We start from the raw sequence: 25,952 nt of genomic DNA on the forward strand, positions 1-25,952 counted from the left end.
CACGCGAGAGGGCCGGTCACTCAAGGTGACCGGCTCTCTCGTGTGTGGTGTCTTAGTTGGAGGCCACGCCCAGTCCGCCGGCGTTGCCGTGGAACTCGGTGCCCGTGGCGAACGAGGAGTCGATCTGCTGGCGCAGGGCGTCGATCTCGGAGTACTGCGAGTCGGAGGCCTCGACGCTGCCCTCGGCGGCGAAGATGCTGTCGGTGGAGGCCTCGTCGTGGCTGTAGTTGGTGAAGTCGGTCTCGGAGTAGCTGGCGCCGTGGCCGTCGGTCCACTGGACGTTGTGGCCCTGCTGGAAGTCGGTCGACTCGGCGTTGGCGCTGTCCTGCTCGTAGACGTTGAAGTCGCTGTTGTACGACGAGTCGTTGGCGTCGACCTGGTGGAGCTGGTCGAGCTCGCCGTGCTGCTGACCGGCCTCGTAGTGGCCGTAGTCGACGTCGCTGCCGCCGTCGTAGCCGGTGTCGAAGTCGCTCATCGGTGGTTCCCCCAGGTCTGGTCGCTGTCTGCGTTACACAGAACGTTACGTGCATAGTGGACCGCGCGAATCCCCGATTCGTGCCACCGAGCAGAGCCGACCAGACGACACTTCGGGCGCGGGGCTCGCGAGGTGTCGCCGCCGAGGCGTACCGGCCGGCGCGATCCGCCGCCGTGCCGCTCGATCTCATGATCATGCATGATCATGGGAAAGATGTGGCTGCCCCGACAGCCAGATCTTTCCCATGATCAAATCGGCCCTGTCCGGTTGGCGAGGAGGCTGTCGGGCTGCACTCCGCGGACTTGCGGGGCGACCCCGGGCAGCGGGCCAGGACCCGCCGGTTACGCTGTGCGCCGTGATCGGGCCGTTGGCAGTCGCCATCCACGTGCTGTCGCTGGCGCTGGCCGCCTGGGCGTTCATCGAGTTCGCGCGGCAGCGCGAGCCCTCCCGCCCGCTGTTCTACGGCCTCGGGGTGGTCGAGGTGCTCGTGCTCGTCCAGGTGATCGTGCTGGTGGTCCGCCTCGCCGGAGGCGGCGGGCCGGCCGAGGGCAGCGAGCAGGTCACCCTGATCGGATACCTGCTGACCGCGGCCCTGCTCCCACCGGCCGGCGGCGTGCTCGCCCGGATGGAGCCGACCCGCTGGGGATCGCTGATCATCGGCGCGGCCGCGGTCATCGTCCCGGTGCTGATCCTGCGACTCGGGCAGATCTGGAATGGCTGAGCAGCGCAACAAGGGCCCCGGCCGCGTCCTCGTCGCGGTCTACGGCGTCTTCGCCCTGTCCGCGGGTGCCCGCGCGAGCGTCCAGATCGCCGCCAAGTTCCACGAGGCGCCGCTGGCGTACAGTCTGTCCGCGCTGGCCGCGGTGGTGTACCTCGTCGCGACCGTCGCCCTGGCCCGCTCCGGCGAGACGGCCCGGCGGGTCGCGTTCGCCGCGGTCGGCTTCGAGCTCCTCGGCGTCCTCACCGTCGGGACGCTGAGCCTCCTCGACCCCGAGGCGTTCCCGGACGCCACCGTCTGGTCCGACTACGGCCAAGGCTACGGCTACGTGCCGCTCGTGCTCCCGGTCGCCGGCCTGCTCTGGCTGTGGCACACGTCCCGGCGGCCGGCGTCCTGAAGGTCGGTCACCCGGCCGCGGATCGACGGCCGGGAGCCGATCGCCGCGGACTGGGCGCGCACTCCGGCGGCCTGACGCACCTGTGGCACGTTTCCGGGATTCGAGCGGTCGCCGGTCCGCCTAACGTTCTTGGCAACACACCACCGCACACCACCGCACACCACCGCGACATTCTCGAAGGAAGACATCATGAGCGACTGGGACACCGGCGACACCGGCCACGACGGCGGCAGCGACGTCGACTACGGCCACTACGAGGCCGGTCAGCAGCACGGCGAGCTCGACCAGCTCCACCAGGTCGACGCCAACGACTCGTCGTACAACAGCGACTTCAACGTCTACGAGCAGGACAGCGCCAACGCCGAGTCGACCGACTTCCAGCAGGGCCACAACGTCCAGTGGACCGACGGCCACGGCGCCAGCTACTCCGAGACCGACTTCACCAACTACAGCCACGACGAGGCCTCCACCGACAGCATCTTCGCCGCCGAGGGCAGCGTCGAGGCCTCCGACTCGCAGTACTCCGAGATCGACGCCCTGCGCCAGCAGATCGACTCCTCGTTCGCCACGGGCACCGAGTTCCACGGCAACGCCGGCGGACTGGGCGTGGCCTCCAACTAAGACACCACACACGAGAGGGCCGGTCACCGTGAGTGACCGGCCCTCTCGCGTGCGGGCGTCAGCGGAAGTCGCGAGACGTGGAGCGGATCGGCAGGCTCAGCGGGGCCAGGTGGTCGGCGCGCAGGTTGAGGACGTCCTCGACCTTCTCCAGGATGCCGCGCACCACCATCGCGTTCGCTGTGCGCGCGACCCGGCGGTACCGCTGCCAAAGCCCGGGCGTGCAGGTGACGTTGAGCATGCCCGTCTCGTCCTCCAGGTTGATGAACGTCACCCCACCCGCGGTCACCGGCCGCTGGCGGTGCGTGACGATGCCGCCGACCGAGACGCGCCGGCCGTGTTCGACGGCGTGCAGGCCGGCGACGGAGACGGCGCCGATCCGGTCGAGGTGGTCCCGGGCGAACTGCGCCGGATGCGCGTCAGGGGCCAGCCCGGTTGCCCACACGTCGGCCACCATGCGTTCGACGGCGTCCATGCCCGGCAGCATCGGGGCGTCGACCCCGCCGGTCGTGCCCGGCAGGCGGCCGGCCGTCTCCCGCGCCGCCGCGCCCGCCGCCCAGAGCGCCTCCCGGCGGCTCAGTCCCAGGCAGGCGAAGGCGTCGGCGGTCGCCAGGGCCTCCAGGTGGGTCGCCGTCAGCCCGGCGCGCCGCGCGAGGTCGCTCATCGAGGTGTACGGCCCGTCGGCGGCCCGGCAGGCCTCGATGCGCTCGGCCACCGCGTCGCCGAGGGAGCGCACCGACGACAGTCCGAGCCGGACCACCGGGCCGCCGCGGCCCCACTCGCCCGGTGCGTCGCCTCCCGGGGTTTCGTCCGGCGGTGGAGGTTCCAACGTCGCTTTGGCGTTGCTGGCGTTGGCGTCCGGCCGGCGGACCGTCACCCCGTGCCGGCGGGCGTCGTCGACCAGGGACTGCGGCGAGTAGAAGCCCATCGGCTGGGCGTTGAGCAGCGCCGCGCAGAACGCCGCCGGGTGGTACCGCTTGAGCCAGGCGCTCGCGTACACCAGGTAGGCGAAGCTCATCGCGTGGCTCTCCGGGAATCCGTAGTTGGCGAAGGCGGCGAGCTTGTCGAACAGCTCGTCGGCCAGCGCGCCGGTGATGCCGTTGGCGGCCATCCCCTCGTACAGCCGGGACCGGATCCTTCCCATCCGCTCCATCGACCGCTTCGACCCCATCGCCCGGCGCAGTTCGTCGGACTCGGCCGGGGTGAACCCGGCGACGTCGATGGCCATCTGCATGAGCTGCTCCTGGAACAGCGGGACGCCTTTTGTCTTGGCCAATGAAGCTTCGAGGAGCGGGTGCGGGTAGGTGACGGGCTCAAGGTCGTTCGCCCGCCGGATGTAGGGGTGCACCGAGCCGCCCTGGATCGGGCCCGGCCGGATCAGCGCCACCTCGACGACGAGGTCGTAGAACTCGCGCGGCTTGAGCCGTGGCAGCGTGGCCATCTGCGCCCGGCTCTCCACCTGGAAGACCCCGACCGAGTCGGCACGGCACAGCATCTCGTAGACCTCGGGGTCGTCGAGCGGCATGTGTGCGATGTCCAGCGTGGAGTCGATCATCTCGAACGCGTACCGCAGCGCCGAGAGCATGCCGAGCCCGAGCAGGTCGAACTTCACGAGCCCGACCGACGCGCAGTCGTCCTTGTCCCACTGCAGGACGGTCCGGCCCGCCATCCGCGCGTGTTCGACCGGGCACACCTCGATCACCGGACGGTCGCAGATCACCATGCCGCCGGAGTGGATGCCGAGGTGTCGCGGAAACGTGAGCAGCTCGTTGGCGAAGTCGACGAGCTGGCCGGGGATCTCCCCCAGGTCCGCGGTGGTGATGCCGCCCCAGCGCTCGACCTGCTTGCTCCAGGCGTCCTGCTGACCGGGCGAGTGACCGAACGCCTTCGCCATGTCCCGCACGGCCGATTTCGGCCGGTACGAGATGACGTTGGCGACTTGTGCCGTGTGCGTCCGCCCGTACTTCTCGTAGACGTGCTGGATGACCTTCTCCCGCTGGTCGGACTCGATGTCGAGGTCGATGTCCGGCGGACCGTCCCGCTCGGGCGAGAGGAACCGCTCGAACAGCAGCCCCCACCTGACCGCGTCGACGTTGGTGATGCCCAGCGCGTAGCAGACCGCGGAGTTGGCCGCCGAGCCGCGGCCCTGGCAGTAGATGTCGTTGGCGCGGCAGAACGCCACGATGTCGTGGACGACGAGGAAGTACCCGGGGAAGTCCAGCTCCTCGATCAGCGCCAGTTCGTGTTCGAGCTGTTCGTACGCCTCGGGATTCCCGCGGTACCGCTCGGCGGCCCCCCGCATGGTGAGGTGGCGCAGCCAGGCCATCTCCGACATCCCCGGCTCGGGCACCGGGTAGGCCGGCAGGTTCGGCGCCACGAGCTGCAAATCGAAGGCCAGCTCGGCGCCGAACGCGGCGGCCCTGGGCACCGCATCGGGCCAGGCGGCGAACCGGGCCGCCATCTCCGCGCCGCCGCGCAGGTGGGCGGCCCCGGCGGCGGGAAGCCATCCGTCGATCTCGTCGAGGCTGCGGCGGGCCCGGACAGCGGCGAGCGCGGTCGCCAGGCGGCGCCGCCCCGGCGCGGCGTAGTGCACGTTGTTGGTGGCCACGACGGGGAGCCGGCGCTCCGTCGCGAGCCCGGACAGGGCGTCGTTGCGCTCGTCGTCGAGCGGGTCGCCGTGCGTGGTGAGCTCGACCGCCACCGACTCCGGCCCGAACAGCGCGACCAGCCGGTCGAGCTCGCGCCGCGCCGCGCCGGCCCCGTCGCGCAGCAGCGCGGCCGGCACGTGGCCCTTCCGGCAGCCGGTCAGCAGCAGCACGTGGTCGCGCAGCGCCGCCGCGGTCTCCTCCAGGTCGTAGACGGGCCGGCCCTTCTCCCCGCCGCGCAGGTGCGCCTCGCTGATGGTCCGCGACAGCCGCGCGTATCCCTCGGGGCCGCGGGCGAGCAGTAGGAGGTGCCGGCCGAGCGGGTCGGGTGCACCGTTCTGCGGACCCGGCAGGCCCAGCGACAGCTCCGCGCCGAACACCGTGCGGATCTCCAGCGCGCGGGCCGCCTCGGCGAAGCGGACGACGCCGTAGAAGCCGTCGTGGTCGGTGATCGCCACCGCCTCCAGACCCAGCCGGGCCGCGGTCTCCGCCAGTTCCTCGGGGTGGCTGGCCCCGTCGAGGAAGCTGAAGTTGCTGTGACAGTGCAGCTCCGCATACGGCACGGTGTCGGCGGGCCGCTCGACCGGCGGTGCGTGGTATTCCTGGCGTTTGCGGGTCCACGCCGGTGAGTCCCCGCCGTCGCCGTGGTCGGCGGAGAGCACGTCGGGGTGATAGTCCGCGCCGGGGTGCTCCCAGCTCTTCGCGTCGCGCCGGCGCCCCGAGAGCCGCCGCTCCAGCTCCGACCAGGGCACGTCCGGGTTGTTGAAGCCCATCAGTCGTACAGCGCTTCCACTCGCCAGGCTCCGTTCTCCAGGACCGCCAGCAGTGCGCGGTCGTCGGCCAACTGGAGCTGGAACCGCGCGTACCGGCGCGACTCCCCCTCCGCCCACCAGCGCTCGTCGACCGGCCACGGTCCCGCCCAGGCCACGATCTCGACGGGCTGCGGTGCTCCGCCGATCCGGATCTTCGACGGTACGGCCGTGAGCGTGAGCCTTCCGCTGACGCCCACGGGCGTGCCGTCCGCGGCGAGGACCTCGGCCGGCAGCGGTTCGACGTAGAGGGTGGCCGGCGCGGGTGGGGGCAGCCGGCCGGGCCACGGCGCCTCGACGCTCTGGGCGACCCGCTCGTCGCCCCAGGCCACGAGCCGGATCCGGCGGCTGTCGGCCCGTCCTCCGTCGAGGACCGCGGTGAGCACGGCGTCGGGTCCGAGGAGCCCTTGGACCCGGGTGAGCGCCCGGTGCGCGCGGTCGCGCTCCTCCCCCGCCTCGCCCCACAGGCCCGGCTGCAGGCCGAGGTGCTCGACGACCCCCTCGGGGACGAGCCGCAGCCGGATGATCCCCGATCCCGGCTTGGCCTGCTCGGTCCGGCGGGTGCGGAGCCAGCCGTCCAACTGCCAGCGGAGCCGGTCGGCGATCTGGCCCACACCGAGCAGGCCGTCGTGACGCCAGGTGCGCACGAGCTCCTCGCCGGTCTCGGTGGTGGCCTCGATCGCCAGCCGGGTGCAGGCGAGCCCGTGCGAGCCGAGCCGGTCGTGCAGCCGCTCGGCGAGCGCCCGAGCGGCGAACGCGGCCGCGTCGACCCGGTCGACCGGGTCGTCGAACGTCTCCGTCACGTCGAGGTCCGGCGGCGGTCGCCGGGGCGCGAGCGGCCGCTCGTCCCACCCGCCGGCCAGCCGGTGGGCGAGCGCGGCGTCGAACCCGAAGCGGGCCAGCACGTCGCCGCCCGGTAGCGCCGCGAACTCGGCGAGCGTGTGGATCCCGAGCCGGCGCAGCAGGTCGACGAGGGCCGGCCGGCCGAGAGCCGTGATGCTGAGATCGGCGAGAAACGCGGCCGTCTCCCCCGGCGGCACGACGGCCCCGGCCCGGGCGGCGAGCCCCGCGGCGAAGGTACCGTCGGCGATGCCGACCTGGGCCTCCACGTCACACCGCTGGGCGATCTGTTCGACGAGCCGCTCGGCCGCGGCCTCCTCACCGCCGTAGTAGCGTGCGGGCCCGCGGGCCGCCAGCGCGCAGGCCCCCGGCCGGAGCGTCTCCACCCCGGGTGCGAGCGCCTCGACGGCCGTGAGTACCGGCTCGAACGCCCGCATGTCCCGTCCCGGGTCGTGCTCGAGGACGATGAGATGCGGGCAACGCCCCTGGGCCTCCCGTTTCCGTAACCCCCGCCGGACCCCTTCGTCCCGCGCCGCGGGCGACGCCGAGAGGACGCGGTTGGCATGCAGGACCGCGACAGGCTCGTGGGAGGGGTATCCGTCCACGATCTCGGCCGCGATCACCGGCCAGTCCGGGCACCAGATCACCATCGTCCGCACCCCGTCACCGCCCCCGCCGCAACGGCACGACGTTGCCGTGCTCCGCTCCGGCACCGGCCAGGGGGCGGTCCGCGGTGGGCAGGGGGCGGCTGATCGGGGGCAGCACACCCTCGAGGGACGGCAGCCAGAGGGTCACCTCGCGCGGGGCGGCCGCCGCGCCACGGCCGCTGGCCTGGATCGTCATCTCGCGGCAGCGCAGGCGGCCGCGGCCGGCGCCCAACCCGTCCCACGCGCCGCGGACCGGGGCCACGGTGAGGTCGGCGCCGGCCCAGGTGCCGGCGGACATGAGCACACTGCCGCGCTGGCGGGCGCGTGCTGCCAGCCGCCCGGTGACCGACGGGGCGATCGAACCGGGCGGCGCGGCGACGACGATGTCGAGGCCGTCGAGCAGCGCCGCCACCGTCGTGGTCCACTCGGTGCCGGGGTCGGGGACGAGGGCCAGCCGGTCGAGGGCGATGCCCATCTCGGCGGCGGCGATCGGGCTCAGCGCGGGCAGGCCCACCACCGCGCACCACGATCCGGCCTTCGACGCCGCGACCAGCAGGGCGAGCAGCACCGACGAGGTGTGCACCGCGATCGTGGCGCCCCGGCGCAGCCCACCGCCCGGCAGCAGGCCGCGCAGCTCGGACAGCACCGGCAGCATCCGGGTGGCGCCGACGATCTCGGTGGTGTGCTCGCTGGCCGGGCGCACCACGCCACTCAGGCCGGCGGCCCGCACCACCTGGAGCCCGGGCGGTAACGCGTCCGCGACCAGCCCCGCCAGCCGGTCGATCCGCCGCGGCGTCCGCGCCGGCTGGACCCCGGAAGCAGCGTCCTCGGCGGGACGGCCGTAAACGCGGCCGAAGTATCCGTCGTCCGGATCGTCATAGGCGTCGTCGTAGAACTCTGCGGCCACCGAAGCCGACGTGCCAGCCACGGCACCTGCTCCCCCACTGTCGTGCCGTCGCACCGCCGCCGTCCCACGACGTGCACACAGCCCTGTTCACCGCAGCTCTGACCACTCCTTTGACGCCGCGGCCCGGCAAGGACGACCCCTTCCGGAGCGGAACGGCAGGCTCCGCCCCGGAAGGGGTCGGCTCAACTGGCCAGGCCCTCCAGCCGAGGCTGGTAGGAGAAGCCCAGACTCACCTCGACCACGGCGATGAACTGCTCGGCGGCCCGCATGAGATCGTCGGCCTCGCGCGCGCTGACCACCCGGGGGATGCCGGCCTCGGCGGCCGAACGCTTGCTCGCGCCCGCGGCGAAGAACGCCGCCCACTCGGTCAGCTCCGGCGCGACGAGCACCAGCAGCGACCAGACGCTCGTCACCCGGCTGCGCCGGCCGGGCGCGGCGGGGACGGCACGGGCCGCGAGCACGGCGGCCGCCGCACGCAGGGCGGCCAGGTGTGCGGTCGCATACCGCATGCCGTCGGTGCGGATCTCCGCCGCCTCCTCGAGACCGTGGCGGGCGAGGGTCAGCAGTTCCCGCGGCGTGCGGTGGGGAAGCGCATGCGCGGGGACCGGGAGCTGCTGCCGGGGAGCACCGCCGGCCGGAAAACGACTGACGTTGGACGAGCTGGTCGAACGGTTCGCCGGCATGTTGCTCTCCCTCGGTGGTGCGTCGGCAGGTCTGCGCCAAACGTGCGTGTCACCGCGGGGGGAGTCGCAGTGCCACGCGGGTCGATCGGTATCGAACGGCGACGGCGTCGCCGGCCGGGCGTGGAGCTTCCCCACACCACCCCCGGCCGGCTGGGTCGCGCCCGCCGCCCGGGGGTCGTGGGCGGCGGGCAACGACCCCGCCTGAGGCCGGACCCGCGAAAATCCGGCCTCCGCGGTGTCGCGGACCGCGCTCGGGATCGGCGCCGCGAATCGCCTCCCGAAGCAGTTCGAACACTCGTTCGATATGGATAAGACTACACCCGGGAGCCGCCAAACCCGCAACACTGACGGCAGAATTTTCGTACACCCGTGCCAATTAATGGGTTTCTGTGGGTAGTGATGTGGTGATGCCGCCGTGGCAGAGGTGGATCATTTCGATGAGGTTGTCGAGGTCGGCGTAGCCGTGGGAGCGGCGTTGGATGAGGCGGATGCCGGCGTTGATGCTCTCGAGGAGCGAGTTCGACAGTTGGAGGTGGATGGCGTTGAGGATGCCGGTGCGGTGGCGGCGCAGTCGCCGGGCGAGGGTGACGAAGGCGTTGATACCGCTGCGTTTGGCCCGGTTGATCCAGCGTCGTAGGTGGTCGGCTGCGTCGCTGGTGGGGACCTGGTAGAGGCGGCGGAGGTCTTCTTTGAGGCGCCAGGCGTGGTGGATGCGGGGGTGTTTGCGGCGGAGCTGTTCGATGATCGCGGTGCGGGTGGGGTCGTGTTGCCCGGCGGGCTGGCGCAGGGCGCCGCGGGCCTTCTGCCAGGTTTGGGCGGGTGTCAGTCCAGCCACGGCGATCTTTACGCCCTGTTCACGGCAGGTCTGGTAGGCCAGGTCAAGCGCTTCGCCGGCCCATTTGATCACGTGGAACGGGTCGAGGCAGATCGCCGCGTGCGGCACGTGGGTGGTGGCGGCGCCGCGGTAGATCGCGGTCATGTCCATGCTGACCGCCTCGATCCGGGCTCGGCCGTCCTCGCCGAGAGACTCCAGGAATCTGCCGAAGACGTCCTGCCTGCGGCCCTCGCCGACGAACACCACCCGGCCGGTGTCGTGGTCGGCGACCACGGTGAGGAACTTGCGGCCCCGGCGGTAGGCGATCTCGTCGACGCCGATGCGGTAGATCGCGTCGAGACGCTCGCTGTCCAGGTGGGTATCGACGAGCCTGGCTACGAGGTGGTCGACGGTCTGCCAGGTGGTGCCCAGCAGCGCGGCCGCGGCGCTCTTGGACATCCGTTTCGCCAGCCAGCAGGCCATATCCTCGAAGTCGCGGGTATGCCGGGCGCCGGGCCGGGCCCACGGCATCCACTCGCTGCGGACCTGCCCGCAGCCGCGGCAGTCGACCCGGCGGATCTCCGCTTCGATCACCACCCGGTACCGGCCGAAGTCGACATGACGCCACTTCCTGCGGGAACGGTCGTACCGGGCCCGGCTGGTCCGCCCGCACGGGCAGACCAGCACCTGCGAGCGAAGCCGGACCTGCACCACCATCGCGGTATCCGTGAAACACACGTCGTCCACAACCGTTCCCTCGAAGCCCAGCAGACGGTTGATCACAGCAGCGGCGCGCACGTGGATCCCTTCGCTCACAACGGTCTTCAGCAACCTGGTGAACGAACCGGCATCCCATGCGCGCCGCCATTTTGTCCGTTACAGCCCCCTATCCCCACCCACAGAAACCCACTAATTGGCACACCCGTTCGCATGATCACTCCACCACCCACACCGGGTCGGCCGCGACCAGCAGGTGCAGCGTGTTGTGCATGAGCCAGGTGCGTGCCAGCTCGCCCGCCGCCAGGGCGGCGTCGACGTCGGCGGCGGTCAGGCCGGCCGTGCGGGCGCGCACCGCCAGCCGCGCCGCGGGCATCGACTGCGCCTGCACCCCGACGACCCGTGAGACCGCGGCCGGCACGCTCGTCGCCGGCGCACCGGCGAGCATCTGCGCGCCGAGCCGCGCCGCCCCGTTCATCATGCCGAAGACCCTAGCCAGGGGGTATGACAAAACCGTCCGAGGTAAGGAGCGGAAAAGCCGATACTCCTGACCGTTACCCTCAACTGGTGACCCACCAGCCCCGCCCCGCCGTCGGTGTCGCGATGGTCCTCGCCGGCAGTGTCCTGTTCGCCGTCAACGGCACCGTCTCCAAGCTGGCCGGCGCGACCGGCATCGACGCTCCGCAGCTCACCACCCTGCGCGCCACCGGCGCGGCACTGGGCCTGTTCGCCCTCGCGCTGGTGCTGCGGCCGGCCTCGCTGAAGGTCACGCGGCGGGCCGTGCCGATGCTGGTCGCCTACGGCCTGGCGGGCTTCTTCCTGGTCCCCATGCTGTACTTCGTCGCGATCAACCGGATGCCGGTCGGCATCGGCCTGCTGTTCGAGTACACCGCACCCGTCCTCGTCGCCCTCTGGACGCGGTTCGTCCAGGGCCACGCCGTCCGGCCCCGGCTCTGGGTGGGGCTGGCCGCCAGCCTCGTCGGGCTCGCCTGCGTGGCGGAGGTCTGGGGCAAGCTGCGCCTCGACGGGTTCGGGCTGGCCGCCGCACTCGGCGCGGCCGTGCTGCTCGCCGTCTACTACCTGCTCAGTGCCCGCGGCGTCGCCGACCGCGACACGCTGTCGCTGACCGCCTACGCGTTCGGGGTGTCCGCGATCGCCGGGGCCGTGATGCGCCCGTGGTGGCGGTTCGACCCGGGCCAACTGACCGCCACCAGCGACCTCGGGGTGCAGACGTGGCTGCTCATGGTGTACATCGTGATCGGCGGTTCCATCGCTCCCTACCTGTTGATCGCCGGGGCGATGCGACACCTCCACCCGACGAGCGTCGGCATCATCGGCATGGCGGAGCCGGTCGTCGCCACCGCGGTCGCCTGGCTCGTCCTGCACGAGCACCTCAACGCGGCGCAGATCGCCGGAGGTGCGCTGATCCTCGTCGGTGTCGCTCTGGCCGAGACCGCCCGGGTGAAGCCCGAGCCGTCCGCCCCGAGCCACGTCCCTCCTAGCTGAACCAGGAAGAATATGGACATGCAGTCGCATCCCAACGTCCAGGCCGTCCAGGACGCGCTGGACGCCGCCGGCGCGCGCACCGCCGCCGGCGCATCCTGCCAGGTCAAGGTGCTCACCGAGCCCGTGCACACCGCCGCGGCGGCCGCCGCCGCGATCGGCATCGAGGTCGGCCAGATCGCCAACTCGCTGATCTTCGACGCCGACGGCGAGCCGCTGCTCGTGCTCACGTCCGGCGCGCACCGGGTCGACACGGCCAAGGTCGCCGCCCTGATCGGCGTGGGCGCCCTGAAGCGGGCCGGCGCCGGCTTCGTCCGTGAGCACACCGGCCAGGTCATCGGCGGCGTCTCCCCGCTCGCCCACCCCAAGCCGCTCCGGACGCTGGTCGACGTCGACCTGGGGCAGTACGACGAGATCTGGGCGGCCGGCGGCATCCCCCAGGCGGTCTTCCCGATCACGTTCGCCGAACTCGTGCGCGTCACCGCCGGTACCACCGCCGAAGTAGCGTGACCGTCCGGCTCTTCGTCTGGCGGGTGCGGCCCGCCGCCGTCCCGGCCGCGTTCTGGTCGATGGCGGTGGACCGCCGCAGGATCCGCAGGACCGCCACGTTCGCGAAGCTGCTCGGCACCGGGCGGGGCAGCGAGTTCGGTGTGGGCGCGGCCGATCTGACCCGGTGGGCGGCTTTGATCGTGACAAAAGATGACATGCCGCCCCCGCCGCTGATGCGCGGCGCGATCCAGCGGTGCACGCTCACGCTGGAACCGATCGCCAGCCGCGGCACGTGGTCCGGCCGTACGCCGTTCGAGGCGGATCTCCGGCAGCCGGCGAGCGAGGGACCGATCGCCGTCCTGACCAGGGCCCGGCTGAAATTGGCCCGGGCCACGGCGTTCTGGCGGGCCGTCGACCCGGTCGCCAGGAGCCTCGCCGGCGCCGACGGGCTGCTCTGCGCCTTCGGTGTCGGCGAGGCCCCCGTAGGATTCCAGGGCACGGTGAGCGTCTGGCACTCGGCGGCGGACATCGCGCGGTTCGCGTACCGTCGGCCCGAGCACGCGGCGGTGGTGGAGCGCACGGCCCGGCAGGGTTGGTATGCGGAGGAATTGTTCGCCCGGTTCCGGGTGCTCGACATCGACGGCGATCTGCAGGTGCTCGGTTGGAGGGACAGCCCGTGAGGCTCGTGCGGTGGCGCGGTGAGGATCTGCTGGAGCGCCTCGACGACGTCATCGCCGTCTACGGCGAGGCGATGGGCTATTCCGTGCAGCTCCTGCAGACCCGCCGCGGCTACGTCGCCGGGCACACCCGCCGGGAGTCGTTCCAGGCGGTCGCCACGCTGGGCGACGACAACAGCCTGCTCGGCTTCGGTTACGGCTACCGCGGCACCGCCGGGCAGTGGTGGCACGACCAGGTCCGCAACGCGCTGCGCCGCGACCACCGCAAGTTCTGGCTGGGCAACTGCTTCGAGCTCGTCGAGCTGCACGTGCGCCCCCACGCGCAGGGCCACGGCATCGGCGCCCACCAGTTGCACGAGCTGCTCAGCCACGCGCAGCAGCAGACCGTGCTGCTGTCCACGCCCGAGGCACCCGAGGCCACGTCGCGGGCCTGGCGGCTGTACCGGCGGTTCGGCTTCGTCGACGTGCTGCGCCACTTCAACTTCCCGGGCGACGACCGCCCGTTCGCCGTCCTGGGCCGGCAACTCCCGCTGTGAGGCTCTGGTTCCTCTTCGGCGCACTCGTCCTCGCCGAGATCGCCTATCCGCTCGTGCACGGCCGCACCCGCGCGGCGCTCGTCGTCGCGACGGTCGTCGCCGGCTACCTCCTCTCGGTGACGCACGCCTACGTCACCCGGGGCACCCGTACCGCCGCGGCCCTGGTGGTCGTGACGACCGGCGGCGGGCTGGCGGTCGAGGCGGCCGGACGGACGACGGGCTTCCCGTTCGGCGACTACGACTACACCGGCGCTCTGGGACCCGGCCTGCTGGGCGTACCCCTGGTGATCCCCCTCGCCTGGACCTGGATGGCCTGGCCGGCGTGGTTGGCCGCGGGTCGCCTCGCCCGCCGGACGCTGCCCCGCATCGGGCTCGCGGGCGTGGGGCTGGCCGCCTGGGACCTGTTCCTCGATCCGCAGATGGTCTCCGAGCGGTACTGGCTGTGGTCCGACCCGGCGACCACGCTGCCGGGCGTCCCGGACGTCCCGGTGAGCAACTACCTCGGCTGGCTGGCCGTGGCGATCGTCATGACGGCCCTGCTGCGCGTCGCCGCCGGGCCGGAGCCGGACGAGCCGCGAGCCGACGCGCCGATGTACGCGCTCTACCTCTGGACGTACGCGTCGAGCATCCTCGCCCACGCGGTCTTCCTCGGCCTGCCGGCCTCGGCGGCCTGGGGAGCCCTGGGCATGGGGCTGATCGCGGTCCCGCTGGCGGTGCGGCTGTGGCGGCCCTGACCGTCGCGGCCGGCGGTGCCGTCCTGCTGGCGCTCACCGTCCACACGCTGGTCAACGCGATGCTCCTGCGCAGGCCGGGGCCGGCGCTCCCGCGGACCGCGCGCATCGCGGTCCTGCTGCCGCTGCGTGACGAGGCCGGCCGGGTCGAGCCGTGCCTGCGGGCGCTGCTCGCGCTCGACGGCGCGCCCGACCTGATCGTGCTGGACGACGGCTCCACCGACGGCACCGCCGAGCTGGTACGGCGGATCGGCGGCGACCGGATCCGGTTGCTCGACGGCAGGCCGCTGCCCGGCGGCTGGCTCGGCAAGCCGCACGCCTGCCAGCAACTGGCCGACGCGGCCGGTGACGCCGACGTCCTGGTGTTCGTGGACGCCGACGTCGTGCTCGTGCCGGACGCGGTCGAGCGGGCGGCCGCTCTCCTGCGGCGGTCCGGGGTGGACCTGCTCACCCCGTATCCGCGGATCGACGCGGTGACGGCCGGGGAGCGCCTGGTGCAGCCGCTGCTGCAGTGGTCGTGGCTGACGTTCCTGCCGCTGCGGGCGATGGAGCGCTCGCCGCGGGCGTCGCTCGCCGCGGCCGGCGGGCAGTTCCTCGTGGTGCGGCGGGAGGCGTACGTCCGGGCCGGCGGCCACGCGGCGGTGCGGGACAAGGTACTGGAGGACGTCGAGCTGGCCCGGGCGATGAAGCGCGGCGGCGGGCGGATCGCCCTGGCCGACGGCTCCCGGCTGGCGCGTTGCCGCATGTACACCTCGTGGCGCGAGCTCGCCGACGGCTACAGCAAGTCGCTGTGGGCGTCCTTCGGCTCCCCGGCGGGCGCGGCGGCCGTCGTCGGCCTGCTGCTCGCGCTCTACGTCGCGCTGCCGCTGACCGTCCTCTCCGGGCAGTGGCTCGGCCTCGCGGCGTATGCGCTCGGCGTCACCGGCCGGGTGGTCAGCGCCCGGGCGACCGGCGGCCGGGCGTTCCCGGACGCGCTGGCGCACCCCGTCTCCGTGCTGCTGTTCGCCTGGCTCGTCGCCCGCTCGTACGCGCGCCGCGGCCGTACCACCTGGAAGGGCCGCCCGACATGGCTTCCGTGATCGTCGTCGGGGCCGGCGTGGGCGGGCTGGCGGTCGCGGCGCGCCTGGCCGCCGCCGGGCACCGGGTGACCGTCTTCGAGCAGGCACCGGTCGTCGGCGGGAAGCTCGGCCGGTACGAGCGGCGCACCGCCGGCGGGACGTTCCGCTTCGACACCGGTCCGAGCCTGTTCACGCTGCCGCAGGTCGCGGCCGAGCTGTTCGCCGCGACCGGCGGGCCGTCGCCGCTCGACCTGGTGCCCCTGGACCCGATCGTCCGGCACCGCTTCCCCGACGGGTCGGTCCTCGACTCCACGCAGGGCGACGGCTTCGCGGAGCGGATCGCCGAGGCCTTCGGCGGGGAGGCCGCCGCGGACTGGCGGCGGCTGTGGCGGCGGGCCGGCCGGGTCTGGGCGGCGTCGTGGCAGCACGTGCTGACGTCCCCTGTGGACAGTCCGCTGCGGATGGCCGGGCTCGCCTGGCGGCTGCGCGACCTCGCCGCCATCGCGCCCGGCCGGACGCTGGAGGGGCTGGGCCGCCGGCACCTGCGCGACCCGCGGCTGCGGATGCTGCTGGCGCGGTACGCGACCTACACCGGCGCCGACCCGCGCCGCGCGCCGGCGGCCCTGCTCGCGATCCCGTACGCGGAGCTCGAGTTCGGCGGCTGGTACCTGCGCGGCGGCCTCGGCACGCTGGCGACCGCGCTGCTCGACCGCTGCGTCGCGACGGGCGTGCGGGTGCGCACCGGGACCGCGGTCGGCGGGATCACCGTCACCGGCTCGCGGGCGTCGGGAGTGATGCTGGAGGACGGGACCGAGGTCGCCGCGGACGTGGTCGTGGCCAACGCCGACGCCCTCCACGTCTACCGCGACCTGTTGCCCACCCCCGGCCGCGCGCGGCGGCTGGAGGCGCGCAGCCTGGGCGGATTCGTGCTGCTGCTCGGGGTGCGCGGCCGGACGCCGGGGCTCGCGCACCACACGGTGCTGTTCCCGCGGGACTACGACGCGGAGTTCGACGCGATCTTCGGCGCACCGGCCCGGCCGATCGACGACCCCGCGGTCTTCGTGACGTCTCCGGACGATCCGGCGGCCCGGCCTGAGGGTCACGAGGCCTGGTTCGTGCTGGTCAACGCGGCACCGGACGGCACTGGGCCGGCCGAGGTGGACTGGACCGCGGCCCGCGACGGCTACGCCGACCGGGTGCTCGGCACGCTCGCCGCACGGGGCCTCGACGTGCGGGACCGGCTGCTGTTCCGCGACGTGCTCACCCCGGCGGACCTGGCAGCGGCGACCCGCTCCCCCGGCGGCGCGATCTACGGCACGGCGAGCCACGGCCTGACCGGGCTGCTCCGCCCGCCGAACCGCGGCCCGGTGCGCAACCTCTTCCTGGTCGGCGGATCGGTGCACCCGGGCGGCGGGCTGCCGCTGGTCATGCTGTCCGCGAAGATCGTCGCCGACCTGCTCGGCCCCGCGTCATGAGAGCACCGCGGCGAGCCCGTCACGGACACCCCCGTTTTGCGCGTTGATCTTGCAGTTGTGGTGCCTAGACACTCCCTGAATGACCGGTTTGTCAGGCACCACAACTGCAAGATCAACACGCAAAGTTCGGCCCGACGGTCCCTTGCCAGCCGGATTGGGCCGACAACGGGCGCCGCCCCGGGGGGGGCGCCGGACGGCCCGCGGTACGCCGCCAGGCCGCTCGATCCCATGATCATGGGAGAGACGTGGCTGCCCCGATAGCCGGATCTTTCCCATGATCATGGAGTCGCCCGGGCCGGGACGCGCCGGCCCGGGTCCAGCGGCGATCATGAGCGACAGACACCACCCGCACGACTGTGCGTCACCATCCCGTAGCGCAACATCCGGGGTTCGCAGACGGCCGCGCGGCCAACTTCACGGCCTTGCGAGATTGACGCGCAAAACGGGGGGTTAGGCCAGTGCCTTGCGGACCGCTGCGATGAGCTGGATCAGGCCGGCGGCCGTCAGCGCGGCCGTGACCGCCAAGACGATCGTCACGGCGTGCGGGGTCACGGCCACCGCGAGCAGGCCGAAGACGGCCAGCAGCACGCGGGTCGGGCGCTCGGCGACCGTGACGGTGCCGAGGTCCGTCATGCCGGCGACCGTGGCGCGCGCCCGCACGTACTCGTGCAGCCACATCACCGCGCCGCACCCCACCGCCAGCCAGACCGGCCCGCCCAGCAGGACGAACGCGACCAGCCAGCAGGCCTCGGCGACCCGATCGGCGGCCGAGTCGTAGACCTGGCCGAGGCGGCTGGCCCGGCCGGCGACCACGGCGAGGACCCCGTCGACGGTGTCGGCGACGGCCGAGAGCAGGACCAGCGCCGCGCCGGCGAACGCCCACGGCCGGCCGGCGGCGACCACGGCCGGCACGGCGACCGACAGCAGCAGCCCGGCCGCCGTGACGGCGTTCGGGTCGCGGACGCCGCGCCGGACGAGGGTGGCGCCGATGCCGTACGCCATGTGCATCCACCCGCGCACCAGCGGTGAGGCCGTGCGCAGGTCATAGCCGCCGTGGGCCGCCGACCAGCCCGCGGCGTAGCCGTCCCAGTCGGGGACCTCAGACGCGGGCACCGACGCCGAGCTGCTGCCAGACCTCGCGCGTGGCCGTGGAGCGGTTGAACGTGATGAAGTGGATGCCGGGCACGCCCTCGTCCAGCAGCCGCTGGCACATCTCGCCGGCGTGGTCGATGCCGAGGCGCCGCACGGCCCGCGGGTCGTCGGCGATGCGCTCGAACCGCGCGGCGAGCGCCGGTGGGAAGGGGGCACCGGAGAGCTGCTGCGAGCGCGCGATCGTGCCGATGTTGGTCACCGGCATGATGCCGGCGACGATCGGGGTGCCGCAGCGTGCCGCCGCGACCCGGTCCCGCAGCCGCAGGTAGTCGTCGACGTCGAAGAACATCTGCGTGATGGCGAAGTCGGCCCCGGCCCGGCATTTCTTGACGAAGTTGGCGGTGTCGGACTCGATGTCGAGCGAGCGCGGGTGCTTGTACGGGAACGCCGCCACCCCGACGCTGAAATCGCCGGCCTCCTTGACCAGCCGCACCAGCTCCTCGGCGTAGAGGACACCCTGCGGGTGCCGCACCCACTCGCCGTTGGGGTCGCCCGGCGGGTCGCCGCGCACGAGCAGGAAGTTGCGGATGCCGGCCCCGGCGAGCTGACCGATGACGTTGCGCAGCTCCGCGACGGAGTGGTCGACCGCGGTGAGGTGTGCCATCGGCAGCAGCGTGGTCTCGGTCGCGACCCGCTCGGTGACCGCGACCGTGGTGTCGCGCGTGGTGCCACCGGCACCGTACGTGATCGACACGAACGACGGCTGCAACGACTCCAGCTCGCGGATCGCCTGCCACAACTGGCGCTCGCCCTCCGGTGTCTTCGGCGGGGAGAACTCGAAAGAGAAGGTGGGCGCCCGCTCGGCGATCAACTGACCGATCGCGGCGGGTCCACCACCCATGACAGAAGGAAGTCCGAGAGCCACCCTTGCGACTGTAGTGCCCATCCCACCGGCTCCGGCACCACCGGGCAACCAAATCCTGTCGTACCCCCGCGGTACAACAGCACCGGACACTCCCCCGCCCGCGGTCACCGCGTCGGCCGGGCGGCCGGGGTGCCCACTGGCACCGCGAGCAGACGGGGGTCGCTGGTTCCAGGGAGGTTCGTGCATGTTGTCGACGGAGAGCGGCTCGCCCGTTGCGGAGGGCGAGCCGCTGGGAGTGCTGCTGACCCAGCTTCGCCTGGCGCGGGGCAAGTCACAGTTGCGCCTGGCGGAGCTGCTGTGCGCGGTTTCCGGTGTGCCCACCGTCACGAGGCACGAGATCTCGCGGTGGGAGCGTGAGGAGCGCGTCCCGAGCCGCACGTGGCTGGGCTGGCTGGCGCTCGTGCTCGACGTGCCCCTCGACGACCTCGAGCGTGCTGCCGCGCTCACCCGCCGCCGGCGCGAGGTCGTCCCGCCCCGGCCGGCGCCACCGGCCGGCCCGCGGCCGCCGGCGAGCGCGACCGGCGGACCGCCCGGGGGAAGGTTCGCACCGGCCCCCGGACGGTCGGCGGGGCACGCGACCGTGAAGCGGGATCGGCGACGAGCGGATCGCCGAGCTGCGCCGCATGGACGACCTGCTCACCGGGCCGGAGCTGGCCGCGCTCGTCGGTGCCGGGCTCCGTGCGGCGGTGCGCCGGGTGGCGGGCCGGCCGCGAGGGCACGGTGCGGACGCCGCCGATCTCGCCCGGGTCGCCGAGCTCGCACAACTGCGCGCCTGGGTCGCCGCCGACACCGGAGCCGGGCCGCGTGCGCCGGTGGTCGCGCCGGCCGTCCGGCACGGGCTGCGGGTGGCGCTCACCGGCGGGCACCGGCCGCTCGCCGGCCATCTGCTCGGTTGCCTCGCGCAGACCGCCGCCGAGGACGGCTCCGGGCCGGCGGCGCTGCGACTGGCCCGGGCCGCCCGCCGGACCGCCGCACCGGCCGACGCGGCGACCGGGGCGGTGCTGTGGCTGCGGGAGGCCTATGCGGCGGCGATCTGCGGGGACCGGCGCGCCTGCGACGCCGCGCTGGCGGCAGCGGAGCGGGCACACATCCGCCGGGAGCCGGAGCTCGACCCGCCGTGGCTCTACTGGCTCGACGACGCGCACCTGGCCGCCTCGGCCGGGCGGTGCCACGCGGCGCTCGGCCGTCCGCGGCTCGCCCTGCCGCTGCTGTCCACGGCGCTGGCGGCACCGGGTCTGCGGTTCCGCGCGGCCGGGCTGGTGTCGGTCGCCGCCGCCCGGGCGCACGCCGGCACCGGCGACCTCGACGCGGCATGCGCGGCCGCCGGGGAGGCGCTGCTGGCCTGCGTCCGCTCCGGATCCGTGCGGGTGCTGCGCGAGTTGCGCCGGGTCGAGCCGGCGCTGAGCCGTGCCCGCGCGTTCCGGGACTATGCCGGGATGTCCGAATCCGCGCGGTCGTATCTTCCCGGTGCACAGGACGGCCGCCGGGTCGGATCGGCAACCGCGCGCGTTTCGGGCTAGCGTCGTCGCCGTGACGCACGCCTTCCTCGACCGGGTCGACCTCCGCACGCGCGTGCAGCGTGCCCTCGACGACTTCCTCCGCGGTCGCCGGGCGCGCCTGTCCGAGATCGAGCCGGAAGCGCTCGCGCCGGTGTCCGACGCCATCGAGGCGCTCGTGCTCGGCGGCGGCAAGCGGCTCCGCCCCGCCTTCGCCTACTGGGGCTACCGCGGCGCGGGCGGCGCGGACGACGACGTCGTCGTCGCGGCGGTGGCATCCCTGGAGCTGGTGCAGGCCAGCGCCCTCATCCACGACGACGTGATGGACGGCTCGGAGACCCGCCGCGGCGAGCCCGCCACCCACCGCAGGTTCGCCAAGTTGCACGCGGAGGCCGGCTGGCGCGGCGAGGCCGACGGCTTCGGCACGGCCTCGGCGATCCTCCTCGGCGACCTGTGCCTGGTCTGGTCCGACGAGCTGCTGCACACCAGCGGCGTCGACCCGGTGACGCTCGCGCGGGCCCGGCCGGTCTTCGACGAGATGCGGACCGAGGTCACGATCGGGCAGTACCTCGACATGCAGACCCAGGCGACCGGCGACACATCGACCGCCCGGGCCGGCCTGGTCGCCCGGTACAAGTCCGCGAAGTACACGATCGAGCGTCCCCTGCTCTTCGGCGCTGCCCTCGCCGGCGCGCCGGCCGGGCTGGCGGCGTCGTATTCGGCGTTCGGCCTGCCGCTCGGCGAGGCCTTCCAGCTCCGCGACGACGTGCTCGGCGTGTTCGGCGACCCGGCGGTCACCGGCAAGCCGGCGGGTGACGACCTGCGCGAGGGCAAGCGGACCTATCTCGTGGCGGCCGCGATGGAGCACCCCGACGGGCAGGCGCTCGACGAGCGGCTCGGCGACCCCGACCTCGACGCGGACGGGGTGACCCGGCTGCGCGAGATGATCGTCTCGACCGGCGCGCTGGAGCGCACCGAGGAGCGCATCGCCGCCCTGACCGCGGCAGCGCTCGAGGCGCTGCGCGCCGCCGACGTGACCGCGGAGGCCCGGGAGGTGCTGGAGGGCCTGGCCCGGGCGGCGACCCAACGCGCCGGCTGAGCCCCGGAGCCGGCCGTGGCTCAGTCGCGGGTGGAGTCCGCCGAGCCGGCGGACCGGCGCGGCAGCCACGTCCACACCGACAGCGTCGTCAGGATCAGCGCGAATCCGAACACGAGGTCCTCCACCGGCGCGTGGACGAGACGGGTGCCGAGGATCGCCGCGGGGTCGTACAGCACGACCCCGCGGCCGGTCAGGATCCCGTTCGACAGCAACTGGAACCCGAAGATGATCGGATACGTGCACCAGAACACCCGGCCCAGCACGAGCCGGGTGCGCAGCACGAAGAGGTCGACCACCACGGCGGCCACCAGGCCGACGACCGCCGCCACCGTGTAGGTCATCGGCGCGACCAGCGCCGCAGCGTCTGCCGCGTCGCCTCGAACCCGAGGATCGCGCAGAGCGGCACCACGAGGAAGAACAGCACCTCTTCCAGGGGCAGCCCGCCGGGGAGCACGACACCGACCGTCTGCCGCGGGTCGAACGTCCAGTGACCCGCCCGGACGGCGAGCAGGTCCCAGACGACGAACACCGCGGCGATCGGCGCGATGGTGAGCACCAGGCGGCGGACCTGTCGCAGGACACCGACCTTGAGCAGCGGTTCCAGCCAGAGTGCGCCGGCGAGGCAGCCGGCCAGGACCAGCAGGTACGTCGCGCGCACCGTCAGAAGCCCAGCGCCTGCGCCCGGCGCTTGACCTCGGTCGCGCGGTTGCCGCACAGCGCCTCCGCCGGGGTGCCGGGCAGAGACTCGTCCGGGGTGTAGAGCCACCGCAGCGCCTCAGCCTCGTTGTACCCGGCGTCGGACAACAACGTGAGCACGCCGGGGAGGTGCTTCAGCACACCGGCCTCGGTGACGAAGTCGGCCGGGACGCGCAACACGCCCCCTTCCCGGACGGCGATCAGCGAGCGCTCGCGGACGAGTTGATGGACCCGGTTGACCGGGATGCCGAGTCGCTCGGCGACTTCGGGCATGGTCAGCCACTCGATGGGTCCCGCAGGTTGTTCGGTCACCTCTTCACAGTGCCATGTCCCAGGGCACGGCACGACGACGAGGCGCCGACACACGACAGAAGGGAGCGGCAAGTGGGGCTCTGGCTGAAGGTCCACCGTGAGGTCGCCGGCGCTTGGCGTTCCGCGTGCTACGACCTCGACCGGCACGTCAACCGGCGCCGCACGCACCGGCTGACCAGGGCGGAGACGGCCGAGTTCGGCCCCTGGCACCACCGGGGCCTGCACCGGCCGCCCCGGCGCGTCGCCGCCGTCACCGGCGTGGCGCTGCTGGTCGCCGGGGGCGCGGCGGGGACGTATCTCGCGGTCGTCGGCAGTCTCTCCGCCCTGACCGCGCGGCCGGCGGAGCCACCGCTCGCCGCGCCCGCGGCGCCGGCCGCGGCGACGACGGCGCCGCTCACCGGCCCGGCACCGCGGTTGACGCAGCCGCGCCCGCAGGTGCGGCGGTCGACACCCCCGCAGGTGATCGCCCTGCCGCCCGTCCAGGCGCCACCGGTCGTACCGACGACCAACGAACCCGAAAGCACACCGACGCCGTCGGAGAGCCCGAGTGCCAGCGATTCCGCCAGCCCGTCACCCTCAGCAACCGTACCGTCGACGAGCAGCTCAGCCTCAAACCCCCCGAAAGCCGGACGATACGGTGACGAGAACGCCGCGACGGGGCAAACCAGCGTCGGGCGATGAGGTTTCGGCTTCACCAGCCGTACACTCGCAGCCAATGGATACCACGGTCGCCGATCCACTGCTCGGTGCGCTTGTCGACGGGCGCTACCGCGTTCGCGCACGTGTCGCCAAGGGCGGCATGGCGACGGTCTACACCGCGCTCGACGAGCGGCTCGAGCGCACGGTCGCGTTGAAGATCATTCATCCGGCGCACTCGCGGGATCCGCAGTTCGTCGAGCGATTCACCGACGAGGCGAAGACGATCGCACGGCTCACCCACCCCAACGTGGTCGCCGTCTACGACCAGGGCACCTACCAGGGCCTGCCCTATCTGGTGATGGAGTATGTCCGCGGCCGCACGCTGCGCGAGGTGCTCGCCGAGCGCCGCCGCCTACAGCCGCAGGAAGCGCTCGCGGTCATGGAGCAGATGCTCGCCGCGATCGCCGCCGCGCACCGCGCCGGCCTCGTGCACCGCGACGTCAAGCCGGAAAACGTGCTGGTCGCCGAGCCGCCCGGCGGCACGCACGACCTGGTCGACGGTGTGGTCAAGGTCGCCGACTTCGGGCTCGCCCGCGCCGTCGAGGCGAGCGCCGACGAGACCGGCTCGCACCTGATGGCCACCGTCGCCTACGTGGCGCCCGAGCTGGTCACCGACGGCCACGCCGACCCGCGCACCGACGTCTACTCGGCCGGCATCGTGCTGTTCGAGATGCTGACCGGCCGGGTGCCCTACGAGGCCGATCGCCCGGTCGAGGTGGCATGGCAGCACGTCGACCGTGACGTGCCGTTCCCGTCGCGCTACGTGCCGGGCCTGCCGCCCGCGATCGACGACCTGGTGACCCGCGCGACCCGTCGTGACCCGGGCGCCCGGCCGACCGACGCCGGCGCGCTGCTCGCCGAGGTCCAGTCGACCCGCGACGACATCGGCGTCGACCTGACCGGCCGGTCCCGGCCGGTGGCGCAGCCGACGGTCATCGTGCCACGGGTCGAGTCGGTGCCGCAGACCTACCAGTCGCAGCCCCAGCGACCGTCGTGGGCGCGGCTGCCCGGCTCGGCCCCGTCGCCCGCCCGGCGCCGGCACACCTCCCCGGTCACCGCCGGTCCCGGCGGCCGTCTGGGTGGGCTGCTCGCCCAGGTCAACGCCAGCCCGCGCACCCGCCTGACGGTGATCGCGGCGATGCTGACGCTCGGCCTGCTGGTCGCGATCGGCGGTTACTGGTTCGGCGTCGGGCGCTACTCAGCCGCTCCGGACCTCACGCAGTACAACCGCGAACAAGCGATCCAGCAGGCGCAGAACAGCGGCTTCAAGGTCAAGTTCGCCGAGGCGAAGTTCGACGCGCGGATCCCGAGGGACAAGGTGCTGTCCCAGGTTCCGAGCCCCGGCGACCGCATCCTGGACGGCGGCACGATCACGATCACGCTGTCACTCGGACCCGAGATCTACAAGGTGCCGGACATCGCCGGCAAGGAGTATGACCTGGCGGTCGCCGACATCCAGGCGATGAAACTCGTCGCCAACCGCGCCGAGAGGTTCGACGACGCGATGCCGGCCGGCTACGTCGTCGCCACCGACCCGCAGATCGGCACGCAGGTCAAGCCCGGCCAGACGGTCACGCTGTTCGTCAGCAAGGGGCCCAACCCGGTCAAGGTGCCGCTCGTCATCGGCAAGCAGCTCGATCAGGCCAAGCAGGACCTCGCCAAGGTGAAGATCACGGTCAACAAGGTCGAAGAGGTCGACAGCGACAAACCGAAGAACGAAGTCGTCTCGCAGAGCATCGGCGACGGCAACAGCGTCACCGACGGCATGGTCATCGACCTCCAGGTCTCCAAGGGCCCGGCACTCGTGACCGTGCCCGAGGTGCGCAACATGGAGCTCGACGAGGCCCGCAAGACGCTGCAGGGCATGGGCTTCAACGTCGAGGCACAGGGCTTCGGCACCGTCCGGCAGCAGGACCCGCAGCCCGGCACGCAGGTCCCGCCCGGCACGACGATCCGCCTGTTCGCGTTCTTCTGATGACCGTGACCACCGATCCTCCGACGACGGTCACGACCCCGGTCGGCGGGCACGCGCCCGCCGCCGGCGGTCTGGCCAAGGCCGCGCTCCGCTACGTCGAGCAGACCGGCGCCACGGCCGTGCAGGTCTACGTCTCCAACCCGCGCGGCTGGACCCTCACGCCCGGTGACCCGGAGCAGGACGACGCGTTCGTGGCCGGCTGCGCCGAGCGCGGGGTGGCCGCCTACGTCCACGCCGCGCTCCTGGTCAACCTGGGCTCGCCGACCGAGGCGACCGTCGAGCGCTCGGTGGCGACGCTGGAGCACGCCCTTCGGCGCGGCAAGGCGATCGGCGCCCGGGGCGTCGTCTTCCACGCCGGTTCCGCCGTCGCCGCGGCACATGCCGAAAAGGCCCTGGAGGTCGTACGAGCCGTGCTCTCCCCCTTGCTGGACCGCGCCGAACGGGAGGGCTGGCCCCCGCTGCTGGTGGAGCCGAGTGCCGGCGGCGGCCGCTCGCTGGCGTCCCGGGTCGAGCACCTGGCGGACTACCTGGCGGCGGTCGACCACCACCCGCACCTGGGTGTCTGCTTCGACACCTGCCACGCCTGGGCGGCCGGTCACGACCTGGCCGAGCCGGGCGGCATGACGACGACGCTGGACACGCTGGTGGAGGCGGTGGGTCAGGACCGGCTGCGCCTGATCCACGCCAACGACTCGAAGGACGCGTGCGGCTCGACCCGCGACCGCCACGAGTCCCTCGGCAAGGGCATGATCGGCGCGGCCGCGTTCGCCGAGCTCCTGACGCACCCCGCGAGCGCCGGCATCCCGGTCGTCGTCGAGACCCCCAGCGGCGCCGAGGCCGTCGACCACGCGAGCGACATCGCCCTGCTCCGCGCGTCGCTCTGACCTTCGGCGGTGCGTGTGGTCCGCGCTCTTCGGTC

At 73.1% G+C, this 25,952-nt stretch carries 27 protein-coding genes; 15 read left to right on the forward strand and 12 right to left on the reverse strand.

Annotation, left to right across the window (positions count from 1 at the left end):
• Positions 1–52: 52 nt before the first annotated feature.
• Positions 53–475, reverse strand: a complete 423-nt coding sequence (locus Drose_RS29740; protein ID WP_260724596.1) for a hypothetical protein — start codon at positions 473–475, stop codon at positions 53–55.
• Between the two features lie 355 nt (positions 476–830).
• Here Drose_RS29740 and Drose_RS29745 point away from each other — a divergent pair, with 355 nt between their 5' ends.
• The 3 genes from Drose_RS29745 (at position 831) to Drose_RS29755 (ending at position 2,211) form a co-directional block, all read left to right on the forward strand.
• Positions 831–1,196 (forward strand): hypothetical protein, encoded by a 366-nt coding sequence (locus tag Drose_RS29745; RefSeq protein WP_260724597.1) that lies wholly within the window; start codon positions 831–833, stop codon positions 1,194–1,196.
• Positions 1,189–1,590, forward strand: coding sequence for a hypothetical protein (locus tag Drose_RS29750; protein WP_260724598.1), 402 nt, complete (start codon positions 1,189–1,191; stop codon positions 1,588–1,590). Before Drose_RS29745 ends, Drose_RS29750 begins: the two co-directional genes overlap by 8 nt.
• Before the next feature lie 189 nt (positions 1,591–1,779).
• On the forward strand, positions 1,780–2,211 hold the full coding sequence (locus tag Drose_RS29755) for a hypothetical protein (RefSeq protein ID WP_260724599.1): 432 nt from the start codon (positions 1,780–1,782) through the stop codon (positions 2,209–2,211).
• A gap of 58 nt (positions 2,212–2,269) precedes the next feature.
• Here Drose_RS29755 and Drose_RS29760 read toward each other — a convergent pair whose 3' ends face one another.
• From Drose_RS29760 to Drose_RS29785, 6 genes are all read right to left on the reverse strand, one after another.
• Positions 2,270–5,626 (reverse strand): error-prone DNA polymerase, encoded by a 3,357-nt coding sequence (locus Drose_RS29760; protein WP_260724600.1) that lies wholly within the window; start codon positions 5,624–5,626, stop codon positions 2,270–2,272.
• Complete coding sequence (locus tag Drose_RS29765; protein ID WP_260724601.1) at positions 5,626–7,152, reverse strand: DNA polymerase Y family protein; 1,527 nt, start codon at positions 7,150–7,152, stop codon at positions 5,626–5,628. The genes Drose_RS29760 and Drose_RS29765 overlap by 1 nt, the downstream gene beginning before the upstream one ends.
• 13 nt (positions 7,153–7,165) lie before the next feature.
• Positions 7,166–7,915, reverse strand: coding sequence for a hypothetical protein (locus tag Drose_RS29770; protein ID WP_390891459.1), 750 nt, complete (start codon positions 7,913–7,915; stop codon positions 7,166–7,168).
• Positions 7,916–8,238: 323 nt separating this feature from the next.
• A complete protein-coding gene (locus Drose_RS29775; RefSeq protein WP_260724602.1) occupies positions 8,239–8,739 on the reverse strand; it encodes an SAV_6107 family HEPN domain-containing protein in 501 nt (166 codons plus the stop codon).
• Between the two features lie 376 nt (positions 8,740–9,115).
• Entirely contained in the window at positions 9,116–10,384 is a 1,269-nt protein-coding gene (locus Drose_RS29780) for an ISL3 family transposase (RefSeq protein ID WP_260723251.1), read from the reverse strand.
• 103 nt (positions 10,385–10,487) lie between these two features.
• Positions 10,488–10,751 carry a winged helix DNA-binding domain-containing protein gene (locus Drose_RS29785; RefSeq protein ID WP_260724603.1) on the reverse strand — a complete coding sequence of 88 codons (264 nt, stop codon included), beginning with the start codon at positions 10,749–10,751 and terminating at the stop codon, positions 10,488–10,490.
• Positions 10,752–10,837: 86 nt separating this feature from the next.
• On the opposite strand from Drose_RS29785, the gene Drose_RS29790 reads away from it, so the two are divergent.
• Genes Drose_RS29790 through Drose_RS29820 form a run of 7 tightly spaced genes read left to right on the forward strand, consistent with a single transcriptional unit; the run spans position 10,838 to position 16,739 of the window.
• Positions 10,838–11,776, forward strand: coding sequence for an EamA family transporter (locus tag Drose_RS29790; protein ID WP_260724604.1), 939 nt, complete (start codon positions 10,838–10,840; stop codon positions 11,774–11,776).
• Positions 11,777–11,794: 18 nt separating this feature from the next.
• Entirely contained in the window at positions 11,795–12,283 is a 489-nt protein-coding gene (locus Drose_RS29795; RefSeq protein WP_260724605.1) for a YbaK/EbsC family protein, read from the forward strand.
• Positions 12,280–12,942: a monooxygenase gene (locus Drose_RS29800; protein ID WP_260724606.1), complete on the forward strand. Its 663-nt coding sequence runs from the start codon at positions 12,280–12,282 to the stop codon at positions 12,940–12,942. The genes Drose_RS29795 and Drose_RS29800 overlap by 4 nt, the downstream gene beginning before the upstream one ends.
• Positions 12,939–13,475 carry a GNAT family N-acetyltransferase gene (locus Drose_RS29805; protein ID WP_260724607.1) on the forward strand — a complete coding sequence of 179 codons (537 nt, stop codon included), beginning with the start codon at positions 12,939–12,941 and terminating at the stop codon, positions 13,473–13,475. Before Drose_RS29800 ends, Drose_RS29805 begins: the two co-directional genes overlap by 4 nt.
• A complete protein-coding gene (locus tag Drose_RS29810) occupies positions 13,472–14,209 on the forward strand; it encodes a carotenoid biosynthesis protein (protein WP_260724608.1) in 738 nt (245 codons plus the stop codon). Before Drose_RS29805 ends, Drose_RS29810 begins: the two co-directional genes overlap by 4 nt.
• A gap of 59 nt (positions 14,210–14,268) precedes the next feature.
• On the forward strand, positions 14,269–15,285 hold the full coding sequence (locus tag Drose_RS29815) for a glycosyltransferase (RefSeq protein WP_260729854.1): 1,017 nt from the start codon (positions 14,269–14,271) through the stop codon (positions 15,283–15,285).
• Positions 15,273–16,739 (forward strand): phytoene desaturase family protein, encoded by a 1,467-nt coding sequence (locus tag Drose_RS29820; RefSeq protein WP_260724609.1) that lies wholly within the window; start codon positions 15,273–15,275, stop codon positions 16,737–16,739. Before Drose_RS29815 ends, Drose_RS29820 begins: the two co-directional genes overlap by 13 nt.
• A 450-nt stretch (positions 16,740–17,189) precedes the next feature.
• On the opposite strand, the gene Drose_RS29825 is transcribed toward Drose_RS29820, so the two are convergent.
• Both Drose_RS29825 and metF read right to left on the reverse strand, forming a co-directional pair.
• Positions 17,190–17,852 (reverse strand): CDP-alcohol phosphatidyltransferase family protein, encoded by a 663-nt coding sequence (locus Drose_RS29825; protein WP_260724610.1) that lies wholly within the window; start codon positions 17,850–17,852, stop codon positions 17,190–17,192.
• Entirely contained in the window at positions 17,839–18,756 is a 918-nt protein-coding gene (gene metF / locus Drose_RS29830; RefSeq protein ID WP_260724611.1) for a methylenetetrahydrofolate reductase [NAD(P)H], read from the reverse strand. The genes Drose_RS29825 and metF overlap by 14 nt, the downstream gene beginning before the upstream one ends.
• Before the next feature lie 623 nt (positions 18,757–19,379).
• Here metF and Drose_RS29835 point away from each other — a divergent pair.
• Complete coding sequence (locus Drose_RS29835; RefSeq protein ID WP_260724612.1) at positions 19,380–20,276, forward strand: hypothetical protein; 897 nt, start codon at positions 19,380–19,382, stop codon at positions 20,274–20,276.
• A gap of 10 nt (positions 20,277–20,286) precedes the next feature.
• Positions 20,287–21,351 carry a polyprenyl synthetase family protein gene (locus Drose_RS29840; RefSeq protein WP_260724613.1) on the forward strand — a complete coding sequence of 355 codons (1,065 nt, stop codon included), beginning with the start codon at positions 20,287–20,289 and terminating at the stop codon, positions 21,349–21,351.
• A gap of 20 nt (positions 21,352–21,371) precedes the next feature.
• On the opposite strand, the gene Drose_RS29845 is transcribed toward Drose_RS29840, so the two are convergent.
• From Drose_RS29845 to Drose_RS29855, 3 genes are read right to left on the reverse strand one after another with little or no spacing between them, the layout of a single operon-like run.
• A complete protein-coding gene (locus tag Drose_RS29845; protein WP_260724614.1) occupies positions 21,372–21,692 on the reverse strand; it encodes a lycopene cyclase domain-containing protein in 321 nt (106 codons plus the stop codon).
• On the reverse strand, positions 21,689–22,009 hold the full coding sequence (locus tag Drose_RS29850; protein WP_260724615.1) for a lycopene cyclase domain-containing protein: 321 nt from the start codon (positions 22,007–22,009) through the stop codon (positions 21,689–21,691). Before Drose_RS29850 ends, Drose_RS29845 begins: the two co-directional genes overlap by 4 nt.
• Before the next feature lie 2 nt (positions 22,010–22,011).
• On the reverse strand, positions 22,012–22,320 hold the full coding sequence (locus tag Drose_RS29855) for an Rv2175c family DNA-binding protein (protein ID WP_260729855.1): 309 nt from the start codon (positions 22,318–22,320) through the stop codon (positions 22,012–22,014).
• Positions 22,321–22,431: 111 nt separating this feature from the next.
• On the opposite strand from Drose_RS29855, the gene Drose_RS29860 reads away from it, so the two are divergent.
• The 3 genes from Drose_RS29860 to Drose_RS29870 are packed head-to-tail and all read left to right on the forward strand — an operon-like array spanning position 22,432 to position 25,917.
• Positions 22,432–23,040, forward strand: coding sequence for a hypothetical protein (locus Drose_RS29860; protein WP_260724616.1), 609 nt, complete (start codon positions 22,432–22,434; stop codon positions 23,038–23,040).
• A 34-nt stretch (positions 23,041–23,074) separates the two neighbouring features.
• A complete protein-coding gene (pknB, locus tag Drose_RS29865; RefSeq protein WP_260724617.1) occupies positions 23,075–25,033 on the forward strand; it encodes a Stk1 family PASTA domain-containing Ser/Thr kinase in 1,959 nt (652 codons plus the stop codon).
• Positions 25,033–25,917: a deoxyribonuclease IV gene (locus Drose_RS29870; protein WP_260724618.1), complete on the forward strand. Its 885-nt coding sequence runs from the start codon at positions 25,033–25,035 to the stop codon at positions 25,915–25,917. Before pknB ends, Drose_RS29870 begins: the two co-directional genes overlap by 1 nt.
• The last annotated feature ends 35 nt before the right edge of the window (positions 25,918–25,952 follow it).

The sequence above is a fragment of the Dactylosporangium roseum genome (assembly GCF_025264685.1).
Taxonomy (GTDB): Bacteria; Actinomycetota; Actinomycetes; order Mycobacteriales; family Micromonosporaceae; genus Dactylosporangium; species Dactylosporangium roseum.

Coding starts and splice junctions, on each gene's coding strand:
- Drose_RS29795 (WP_260724605.1), top strand. CDS start 11,795: ATGCAGTCGCATCCCAACGTCCAGGCCGTCCAGGACGCGCTGGACGCC.
- Drose_RS29765 (WP_260724601.1), bottom strand. CDS start 7,152: ATGGTGATCTGGTGCCCGGACTGGCCGGTGATCGCGGCCGAGATCGTG.
- Drose_RS29820 (WP_260724609.1), top strand. CDS start 15,273: ATGGCTTCCGTGATCGTCGTCGGGGCCGGCGTGGGCGGGCTGGCGGTC.
- Drose_RS29775 (WP_260724602.1), bottom strand. CDS start 8,739: ATGCCGGCGAACCGTTCGACCAGCTCGTCCAACGTCAGTCGTTTTCCG.
- Drose_RS29740 (WP_260724596.1), bottom strand. CDS start 475: ATGAGCGACTTCGACACCGGCTACGACGGCGGCAGCGACGTCGACTAC.
- Drose_RS29785 (WP_260724603.1), bottom strand. CDS start 10,751: ATGATGAACGGGGCGGCGCGGCTCGGCGCGCAGATGCTCGCCGGTGCG.
- Drose_RS29815 (WP_260729854.1), top strand. CDS start 14,269: ATGCTCCTGCGCAGGCCGGGGCCGGCGCTCCCGCGGACCGCGCGCATC.
- Drose_RS29855 (WP_260729855.1), bottom strand. CDS start 22,320: ATGCCCGAAGTCGCCGAGCGACTCGGCATCCCGGTCAACCGGGTCCAT.
- Drose_RS29835 (WP_260724612.1), top strand. CDS start 19,380: ATGGACGACCTGCTCACCGGGCCGGAGCTGGCCGCGCTCGTCGGTGCC.
- pknB (WP_260724617.1), top strand. CDS start 23,075: ATGGATACCACGGTCGCCGATCCACTGCTCGGTGCGCTTGTCGACGGG.
- Drose_RS29845 (WP_260724614.1), bottom strand. CDS start 21,692: ATGACCTACACGGTGGCGGCGGTCGTCGGCCTGGTGGCCGCCGTGGTG.
- Drose_RS29755 (WP_260724599.1), top strand. CDS start 1,780: ATGAGCGACTGGGACACCGGCGACACCGGCCACGACGGCGGCAGCGAC.
- Drose_RS29760 (WP_260724600.1), bottom strand. CDS start 5,626: ATGGGCTTCAACAACCCGGACGTGCCCTGGTCGGAGCTGGAGCGGCGG.
- Drose_RS29870 (WP_260724618.1), top strand. CDS start 25,033: ATGACCGTGACCACCGATCCTCCGACGACGGTCACGACCCCGGTCGGC.
- Drose_RS29750 (WP_260724598.1), top strand. CDS start 1,189: ATGGCTGAGCAGCGCAACAAGGGCCCCGGCCGCGTCCTCGTCGCGGTC.